The following is a 9,386-nucleotide window of genomic DNA, read 5'->3' as shown; positions in this document are numbered from 1 at the left end:
TCGTACAGGCCGACACATCGGTTGAAGACAGGGACTGTTTAAGCGTCGTATTCTTTTTCATGGACTCGCCCTCGCTGCCGTTGGCTTCTTAGACTGCCACCGTGGCGCATTGACGCCTCGGCGTGGGCGAGTCCATCCAATTACAGGTACTGGGTCAATCAGACGTACTGCGCGGCAGCGTAGCCGGAGGCCCAGGCCCACTGGAAGTTGAAGCCGCCCAAGTGTCCGGTGACATCCAGCACTTCGCCGATGAAGTACAAACCAGGGCTTTTCAGTGATTCCATGGTCTTGGACGACACTTCGTTGGTGTTGACGCCACCCAAGGTGACTTCGGCGGTGCGGTAGCCTTCGGTGCCGGCCGGGACTACTTTCCAGCTCGCCAGTTTTTCGGCGATGTCGGCGATTTCGGCGTGGGTGTACTGCTTCATCGGTTTGGACGCGAACCAGTTGTCCGCCAGCAGGTTGGCCATCTTCTTGGTGAAGATTTCCCCCAGCAGGGTTTTCAGTTCGCTGTTCGGGCGTTCGGCCTGCTGCTGTTGCAGCCACTCATGCACGTTGTGGTCCGGCATCAGGTTGATCTCAACCGTGTCGCCAGATTCCCAGAACGAAGAAATCTGCAAAATCGCCGGGCCGCTGAGGCCACGATGAGTGAACAGGATGTTTTCGCGGAAACCCTGATCGTTGCAGCTCACCAGGCAATCCACCGACGTTCCGGACAGCTCGGTGCAAAGCTCTTTCAGCTGATCGGTGATGGTGAACGGCACGAGGCCGGCGCGGGTCGGCAGCAGTTCATGACCGAACTGTTTGGCGACCTGATAACCAAAACCGGTCGCGCCCAAGGTCGGGATCGACAGGCCGCCCGTGGCGATCACCAAAGAATCACAGGTGATCTGGCCCATCGTGGTGTCCAGCAGGAAACCGCTTTCGAGTTTTTCGATGGTCTGGATCGAGGTGTCCAGGTGCAGGCTCACGCCGACCTGATCGCACTCGTTGAGCAGCATCTCGAGGATGTCGCTGGATTTGTTATCGCAGAACAACTGCCCGAGCTTTTTTTCGTGGTATGGCACGCCGTGTTTGGCGACCATGCCGATGAAATCCCACTGGGTGTAGCGCGCCAGTGCAGATTTGCAGAAGTGTTCGTTTTGCGAGAGGAAATTGCCAGGTTCGGTGTACATGTTGGTGAAATTGCAGCGGCCACCGCCCGACATCAGGATTTTCTTGCCGGCTTTGTTCGCATGGTCGAGCAACATCACCTTGCGTCCACGCCCGGCGGCGGTCAGCGCACACATCAACCCTGCGGCGCCAGCGCCAATGATCACGACTTCGGTAGAGCGCAAAACGGTGTCCTCACACAAAATTCGAAACGGGTACATCACCTGTAGGAGCTGGCTTGCCAGCGAATCGGGCAACGAGGTGTGTCAGGTGCGCTGCCTTCGCCGGCAAGCCGGCTCCTACAGGGAGATCAGAGGATACGCACGCGCAGCGAACGGCCCTTGATCTTGCCGTCGTTCAGGCGCTGCAAGGCTTGCTTGGCGATCCCGCGTTCAACCGCCACAAAAGCCTGGAAGTCGAAAATTGCGATCTTGCCTACCTGGGCGCCCGGAATACCGGCATCGCCAGTCAGTGCGCCCAGAATGTCACCCGGACGAACCTTGTCTTTACGGCCAGCGCCGATGCACAGGGTGCTCATCTGCGGCAGTAGCGGACCGCCGCCCTGATTGGTGAGGTTGTCCACCAGGTCCCAGGTCAACGGCGACTGCTGCAGGTGTTCGATGGCTTGGGCGCGCTGCGCTTCGGGCGGTGCGACCAGGCTGATCGCGAGGCCTTTCTCACCGGCACGACCGGTACGGCCGACACGGTGAATGTGGATTTCCGAATCACGGGCCAGTTCGACGTTGATCACCATGTCCAGCGAATCGATGTCCAGACCGCGAGCGGCGACGTCGGTGGCCACCAGTACCGAAGTACTGCGGTTGGCGAACATCGCCAGCACCTGGTCGCGATCACGCTGTTCCAGATCGCCATGCAGACCGACGGCGGAGATGCCTTTGGCGGTCAGGTGGTCGACGGTTTCCTGAACCTGCTGCTTGGTGTAGCAGAAGGCCACGCAGGAGGCCGGGCGGAAGTGGCCGAGGACCTTGGTCACGACGCTCATGCGCTCTTCCGGGGAAATCTCGTAGAAGCGCTGTTCGATCTGCGTGTCGTCGTGGAACGCCTCGGCCTTCACTTGCTGCGGGTTGCGCATGAACTTTGACGCAAGCTGCTTGATGCCCACCGGGTACGTGGCGGAGAACAGCAGTGTCTGGCGGCGTTCCGGGGCCTGCATGATGATTTCTTCGATGGAATCGTAGAAACCCATGTCGAGCATGCGGTCAGCTTCGTCGAGAATCAGCGTGTTCAGGCCGTGCAGTACCAGCGAACCTTTGCGCAGGTGCTGTTGAATGCGCCCCGGCGTGCCGACGATGATGTGTGCGCCATGCTCCAGCGAAGCGATCTGCGGGCCGAGGGATACACCGCCGCACAGGGTCAGGACCTTGATGTTGTCTTCGGCACGGGCCAGGCGACGGATTTCCTTGGCGACCTGGTCAGCCAGCTCGCGGGTTGGGCACAGGATCAGCGCCTGGCAACCGAAGTAGCGCGGATTGATCGGGTTCAGCAAGCCGATACCGAAGGCGGCGGTCTTGCCGCTGCCGGTCTTGGCCTGGGCGATCAGGTCCATCCCCTTGAGGATCACCGGCAAGCTTTGCGCCTGGATCGGCGTCATCTGGGCATAACCGAGGGAGTCGAGGTTAGCCAGCATGGCGGCGGACAGCGGCAAAGTATTAAAAGCGGTGGCGATGGTGGTCACGGGACTGGCCTGCAAAACAAAATGTCGCGCAGTGTATCAGTCCCAGGGCCATTCACCCTAAGGCTCGATGTGTTCTTCCGGACGCTTGACGCGCCGTCCGTCTTCCTTTGAGAGCTGCGAGAAGATGGTTGCGGCCAGCATTGCCATGATTCCGACTGTGACAAACGTCAGTTGAAACGCGCCCAATACCGTCGCAACGCCATCGTTTCCGATCTCTGCCGTAAAACCGCCGAGCAATGCACCGGCACACGCAACGCCCAGGCTCAGGGACAATTGCGCGACCACCGACAAGAGGCTGTTGCCGCTGCTGGCGCTGGCATCGTCGAGGTCGATCAGGGTGACGGTGTTCATCGCGGTAAATTGCAGGGAGTTGATCGCCCCGAGAATCGCCAGCAGGCACAGCAGCAGCCAGTACGGCGTCTGTTCACTGACCAGGCCCATGCTCGCGAGCATGATGCCCAGCGCCAGGGTGTTGCCGGTCAGCACGATTCGATAGCCCAAACGCTCGATCAGCGGCCGCGCCACCCACTTGGCGATCATCGCCGCCGCAGCCAGCGGGAGCATGCTCATCCCGGCCTGAGACGGTGAGTAACCCAGCGCCACTTGCAGCAGCAATGGCACGAGGAAGGGCAGTGCGCCGCTGCCGAGGCGGGCGAACAGGTTGCCGAGAATGCCGACGGCGAAGGTCCGGGTCTTGAACAGCGACGGGGCGAATAACGGATTGTCGATATGCCCGGCGCGCAACCAGTACGCCGCGAGACAGGCCATGCCAGCGAATAGCAGCAACATCACTCGCAGGTGGGGAAGGTGCATTTCGCCCAGACCTTCCATGGCGATGGTGATCAGAATCATCGCCGCGCCAAACAGCACAAACCCCAGGCTATCGAAACGGGTGCGTTCGGAGCCGCGCAGGTCCGGGATGAATTTCCAGACGGCGTAGCAGCCGACCAACCCGACGGGCAGGTTGATCAGGAAGATCCAGTGCCAGGTCAGGTACTGCACCATCCAGCCGCCCATGGTCGGGCCGATCAAGGGACCGAGCAATCCGGGAATGGTGATGAACCCCATGATCCGCACCAGTTCCGAACGCGGGTAGGCGCGCAGCACCACGAGGCGCCCGACCGGCAACATCAGTGCGCCGCCCAGGCCCTGAATCACCCGGGCGCCGATCAGCAGGCTAAGGCTGCTCGACAAGGCGCAGAGCAACGAGCCGAGGCTGAACAAAATAATCGCGCCGAAGAAGATTTTCTTGGTGCCAAAACGGTCGGCGATCCAGCCGGAGGCGGGGATCAGCAAGGCAACGGTGAGCATGTAGGCAATGATCACGCCCTGCATGCGCAACGGATCTTCCGCCAGGTCCCGGGCCATGGCCGGCAGGGCGGTATTTAGGATGGTGCCGTCGAGCGATTGCATGAAAAAAGCGATGGCGACGACCCACGGCACCCAACGGGCGGTGACAGCGTCGAGAGGCGGGCGGTTGGGCATGGGACCTCTTGTCAGGGAGTATCTGCGTTTTGATCGTTCCCACGCTCTGCGTGGGCATGCCTCAATGGACGCTCCGCGTCCGCTTCGGCAGGGACGCGGAGCGTCCCTGGCTGCATTCCCACGCGGAGCGTGGGAACGATCTGTAACTCAACGTAATTGTCGGTTGAACGATCGCCTTCGCTGGCAAGCCAGCTCCTACAGGTGTTGCGTGTTTACAAGGTCAGGGTCAGTCGGCTGACCAGTGCGCCCGGTAGCAACGCCGAAGCAGTCGCTCGCTGACTGTAGGTACTCGCCGACAGCAACAATTCCCGCTCGTCGGTCAACGCCTCCAACTGCGAACCCAGCAAGCTGTAGGCACTGTCATCAAAGCGCATGGTGCTGACCGGCGCCTGAATCTCGCCGTTCTCGACCCAGAACGTGGCAAACCGCGTCATGCCGGTCATGCGTGCCCCCGGTTGGTCGGAGTAGTTCAAGTACCAGAGGTTGCTGATGTACAAACCGGTGCCCAGTTGCTTGAGGATCTCGGCTTCAGGCAACTTCCCGGCCGCCATGTTCAATGCGCTCGGCATCTCACCGCCACCCGCCCCGTTGGCGGTCAAGCCGTATTCGGCCGCGCTGCGTGAACTGACCATTTGCGCGCCGGCCTGGCCTTCGACGATCAACCCCAGATCGCTGCGTGGATACCCTTCGCCGGAGAATGCCGGGCTCAACGAGCCACTGACCTTTTCATCAATGGACACCTGCGGGCTGAACGCACTGTCCCCCGCGTAAAGCTTTTGCAGTGGGCTGGTTTTGCTGGCGATCGACTGCGCCGAAAACCCGCCCCAGCAGAGCATGCCCATGATTTCTTCGAGTGCCGCCGGTGCGAGGTAGGCGCGGTACTGACCCGGTGCCAAGGTGCGCAATGGCCGACCGAGAAACGCCAATTGCTCGCGTGCCAGAGCGAATCGCTTGGCAAACCCTTCGCTGTTCCAGTCATGCCCGGCGTAGCTGGCTTTCACCGCTTGGCCGTTTTCGTGAAACAGGCTGAAGTCGAAGTTGAAACTATTGGCCTGATGCCAGCCAAACGCGCCCGAGGAACTGGCGAACCCCCGACTGATCGGGCCTGCCGCGTAGATGCCCACCAGGTCCAGGCCTTCGGCGGCCTGAGTGATTTCAGCGACCACTTGTTCGGTGTCCGGCAGCGGATGCTCCTGCACATTCTTGCTCTGCCAGCCGTTGTGGTTGAGCAGCAAGTACGGATCCTGAGGTAGCAACGGCAGGATGTCGCGCAACTGTTGCAGACCTTCGGCCAGACGCTGCACATCCACTGCCGGGTCGCCGGCCAGCGTGATGTCGAGGTCGGCGTGTCGGCCATCGTTGATCAGTTTGAAACCGACACTCGCCTGCTGCACCTGACCGGCCTGACGCACCTTGGCGTGGTTGAAACGCACGAAGGCCGACGACTCGGCGGCGTAGCTGAGGGTGAACTGTTCCGGCTCGCGAATCGCATCGCGCAGCCAGTTGACCAAGACCTTGAACGACTCAGCCTGACTTTTTGAAGTACTCATCAGGCATCTCCCCCAAACACATCAACGTTGCTGAACACACAGGCCGGCGAGGCGTGGCCGACGCGGATCACCTGGTTTGGCTCACCTTTGCCGCAGTTCGGTGTGCCCAGCACCTTGACGGTATTGGCGTCGCCGACGGCGCTGAGGCTTTTCCAGAACTGTGCGGAAATCGCCCGGTAGTTCGGGTTTTTCACCACGCCTTTGAGTTCACCGTTTTCGATCAACTGCGCCCATTCGCAGCCGAACTGGAACTTGTTACGTGCATCGTCGATGGACCACGAACGGTTAGTCGACATCATGATGCCGTGTTCGATGTTGCCGATCAGTTGCTCCAGCGGCTGATCGCCGGGCTCGATGTTGAGGTTGGCCATGCGGTCGATCGGTGGACGGTTCCAGCCGCAGGCGCGGCTGTTGGCGACCCCGTTCATGCCGGCGCGGAATTGCGACAGCGCGCCGCCCAATGGGCGTAGCAGCAAACCTTCCTTGATCAGAAATTGCTTGCTGGCGGCGGTGCCGTCGTCGTCATGGCCGTAGCTGGCGAGTTGTTCGGGGATGTCCGGGTCGAACGTCACGTTGAGCAGTTTCGAGCCGTATTGCAGATGGCCGAAGTCTTCTGCCTTGACGAAACTGGTGCCGGCGTAATTGCGCTCATCGCCCAAGATGCGGTCCAGTTCCAGCGGGTGACCGATGGATTCGTGAATTTGCAGCATCATCTGATCGGGCATCAATAGCAGGTCGCGCGGGCCTTGCGGGGTGTTCGGCGCGAGCAGCAATTGCAACGCCTGATCGGCGACTTGCGGGCCGGCACCGATCAGGCCGCAACGGCTGATCACATCGGCGCCGCCCTGCTGGCCGAAGTTCTCGCGACCGAGGCTACGGGTCTGGCTATCGTTACCGTCGTAGGCGGTGACGTCGAGGCCCGGATAGACGAAACGTTGGGCCTGGCGCAGTTCAGCGCCGGCGCTGTTGAGGTAGATCTGCTCCACATTAGTGATGCCGATGCTGACCTGCCAGTTCACCAATCGCTCGTCCTTGGGCACGGACGCGGATTCGGCACCGAGCAGTTGGTAGCAATCGCTCAGGGACGGGAAGGGCTGGTCGAGGTTGGGCGAAAAATAGTCGGCGCGGTCGCTGGAGACGGGTTGGTCGCGCAGGTCGAGTAGCGCGTGGGGCTTGAGTCGGCGGGCTTGTTGCTCGGCACGGTCCAGCGCTGATTGCAGGCCTTGTTGCGACAGGTCGTTGGTCGCGGCGTAGGCTTCGACGCCGTTGACGCGCACAGTCAGCATCGCGCCTTCGTCACGGCTCAGGCTTGGAGGTTCGGCGACGTTCTTGCGCACCGACAGGTACTGGCCGGACTCGCGCACATAACGCAGCGAAAAGAATTCAGCGCCCGTGCGCAAGGCAGCGAAGCGCTGCTTGAGCTGGGGGTGGAAATCGAACATTCGGGAACCTCCTTGGAATGGAGTGGCGGTGTAGCGGTACTGCGAGGGGAGTGAAACGTTTGCGTGGCGCTAGATTAGGCCTGCGCGGGGGTAGGATCAAGTTTGGAACGGTGTAGGAGAGATCGCCAGGGGGTGCCTGGTAGAGATGTGTTGTCTGGTCGGGCCTCATCGCGAGCAAGCTCGGCTCCTACGGGATTGGGGGGATCACAAAATGTGATTCAACCTCGAACTGTAGGAGCTGAGCTTGCTCGCGATGGGCGCACCTCGGTGTAACGGTCTTACTGAGCAGTAGCGCTCACTTCCCGCAACGGCTTGCCCCGCACCGGTGCATCACCGGCCACGAAGTAGGCAGCCTTGCTGCGCGGCAGCGGCTGGCGGCCACGAATCTTGTCGGCGATTTTCTCGGCGATCATGATCGTTGGCGCGTTCAGGTTGCCGGTGGTGATGATCGGCATGATCGAGGCATCGACCACACGCAGACCTTGCATGCCATGCACACGACCTTCGCCATCGACCACCGCCATCTCGTCGGTGCCCATCTTGCACGAGCAGGACGGGTGGAACGCGGTTTCGGCGTGTTCGCGGATGAACTTGTCGAGTTGCTCATCGGTTTGCACGTCGATGCCCGGGCTGATTTCGCGGCCACGGAAAGCGTCCAGCGCAGGTTGCTGCATGATTTCACGGGTCAGGCGGATGCCGTCCCGGAATTCCTGCCAGTCCTGCTCGGTGGCCATGTAATTGAACAGGATGCTCGGGTACTCGCGCGGGTCTTTCGACTTGGCTTGAATGCGACCACGGCTTGGCGAACGCATGGAGCCCATGTGCGCCTGGAAGCCGTGCTCTTTCACACCGTTGCTGCCGTTGTAGTTAATCGCGACCGGCAGGAAGTGGTACTGGATGTTCGGCCAATCGAATTCCGGACGGGTACGGATGAAACCGCCGGCTTCGAACTGGTTGCTGGCGCCGATGCCGGTGCCGTTGAACAGCCATTCGGCACCGATGGCTGGCTGGTTGTACCAAAGCAGCGACGGGTACAGCGAGACCGGTTGGGTGCAGGCGTATTGCAGGTACAGCTCAAGGTGATCCTGCAGGTTTTCGCCGACGCCTGGCAGGTCGTGGACCACCGGGATGTCGAGCTTGTTCAGCAGTTCGGCCGGGCCGACACCGGAGCGTTGCAGGATCTGCGGCGACGCGATGGCGCCGGAGCACAGCAGCACTTCTTTGCGGGCGCGGACTTCAACGCGCTCTTCAGCGGCGCCGATCAGGTAACGCACGCCGACCGCACGCTTGCCTTCAAACAGGATCTTGTCGGTCAGGGCGTGGGTGACGATGGTCAGGGTCGACCGCTTCTTGGCGACGTCCAGGTAACCGCGAGCGGTGCTGGCGCGACGGCCCTTCGGCGTCACGGTACGGTCCATCGGGCCGAAGCCTTCTTGTTGGTAACCGTTGAGGTCTTCGGTGCGTGGGTAACCGGCTTGCACGCCAGCTTCAACCATGGCGTGGAACAGCGGGTTGTTGCCAGCTTTCGGCGTGGTCACGCTGACCGGACCGTCGCCACCGTGGTAGTCGTTCGGGCCGATGTCACGGGTTTCGGCTTTGCGGAAGTACGGCAGGCAGTTCAGGTAATCCCAGTCTTCCAGACCTGGCAGCTTGGCCCAGTTGTCGTAATCCATCGCGTTGCCACGGATGTAGCACATGCCGTTGATCAGCGAAGAGCCGCCCAGGCCCTTGCCGCGACCGCATTCCATCCGGCGACCGTCCATGTGTGGCTCTGGATCGGTTTCGTAGGCCCAGTTGTAGCGACGGCCTTGCAGCGGGAACGCCAGGGCCGCCGGCATCTGTGTGCGGAAGTCGAAACGGTAGTCCGGGCCGCCAGCTTCGAGCAGCAGGACGGTGACGCCTTCGTCTTCAGTCAGACGGGTCGCCAGGGTGTTACCGGCCGAGCCGGCACCGATGATGATGTAATCGAATTCTTGGGACATTGAATGCACCCTCTTTGAAGTTGGTCAGGTCACCTGTAGCAGCTGCCGAGGCACGAGGCTGCGTTGGGTTGCGCAGCGA

General features: G+C 61.2%; 6 protein-coding genes. All 6 read right to left on the bottom strand.

Annotated features, from left to right (window positions below):
• Positions 1-158: 158 nt before the first annotated feature.
• Complete coding sequence (locus tag KGB06_RS12070; RefSeq protein ID WP_223515894.1) at positions 159-1,337, bottom strand: NAD(P)/FAD-dependent oxidoreductase; 1,179 nt, start codon at positions 1,335-1,337, stop codon at positions 159-161.
• Between the two features lie 125 nt (positions 1,338-1,462).
• The gene (dbpA, locus tag KGB06_RS12065; RefSeq protein WP_263288251.1) at positions 1,463-2,800 is read right to left on the bottom strand and encodes an ATP-dependent RNA helicase DbpA; all 1,338 of its coding nucleotides are present in this window, start codon (positions 2,798-2,800) and stop codon (positions 1,463-1,465) included.
• 105 nt (positions 2,801-2,905) lie between these two features.
• Positions 2,906-4,333 (bottom strand): multidrug transporter subunit MdtD, encoded by a 1,428-nt coding sequence (gene mdtD / locus KGB06_RS12060; RefSeq protein ID WP_223515889.1) that lies wholly within the window; start codon positions 4,331-4,333, stop codon positions 2,906-2,908.
• Between the two features lie 212 nt (positions 4,334-4,545).
• A complete protein-coding gene (locus KGB06_RS12055; RefSeq protein ID WP_223515886.1) occupies positions 4,546-5,883 on the bottom strand; it encodes a TldD/PmbA family protein in 1,338 nt (445 codons plus the stop codon).
• On the bottom strand, positions 5,883-7,325 hold the full coding sequence (locus KGB06_RS12050; protein ID WP_223515883.1) for a TldD/PmbA family protein: 1,443 nt from the start codon (positions 7,323-7,325) through the stop codon (positions 5,883-5,885). Before KGB06_RS12050 ends, KGB06_RS12055 begins: the two co-directional genes overlap by 1 nt.
• Before the next feature lie 278 nt (positions 7,326-7,603).
• Complete coding sequence (betA, locus tag KGB06_RS12045) at positions 7,604-9,307, bottom strand: choline dehydrogenase (protein ID WP_223515881.1); 1,704 nt, start codon at positions 9,305-9,307, stop codon at positions 7,604-7,606.
• Between the last annotated feature and the right edge of the window lie 79 nt (positions 9,308-9,386).

Origin of the sequence: Pseudomonas sp. GL-B-19 (genome assembly GCF_019956415.1) — a bacterium.
Taxonomy (GTDB): domain Bacteria; phylum Pseudomonadota; class Gammaproteobacteria; order Pseudomonadales; family Pseudomonadaceae; genus Aquipseudomonas.
This window is presented reverse-complemented; position numbering and strand designations above follow the sequence as displayed.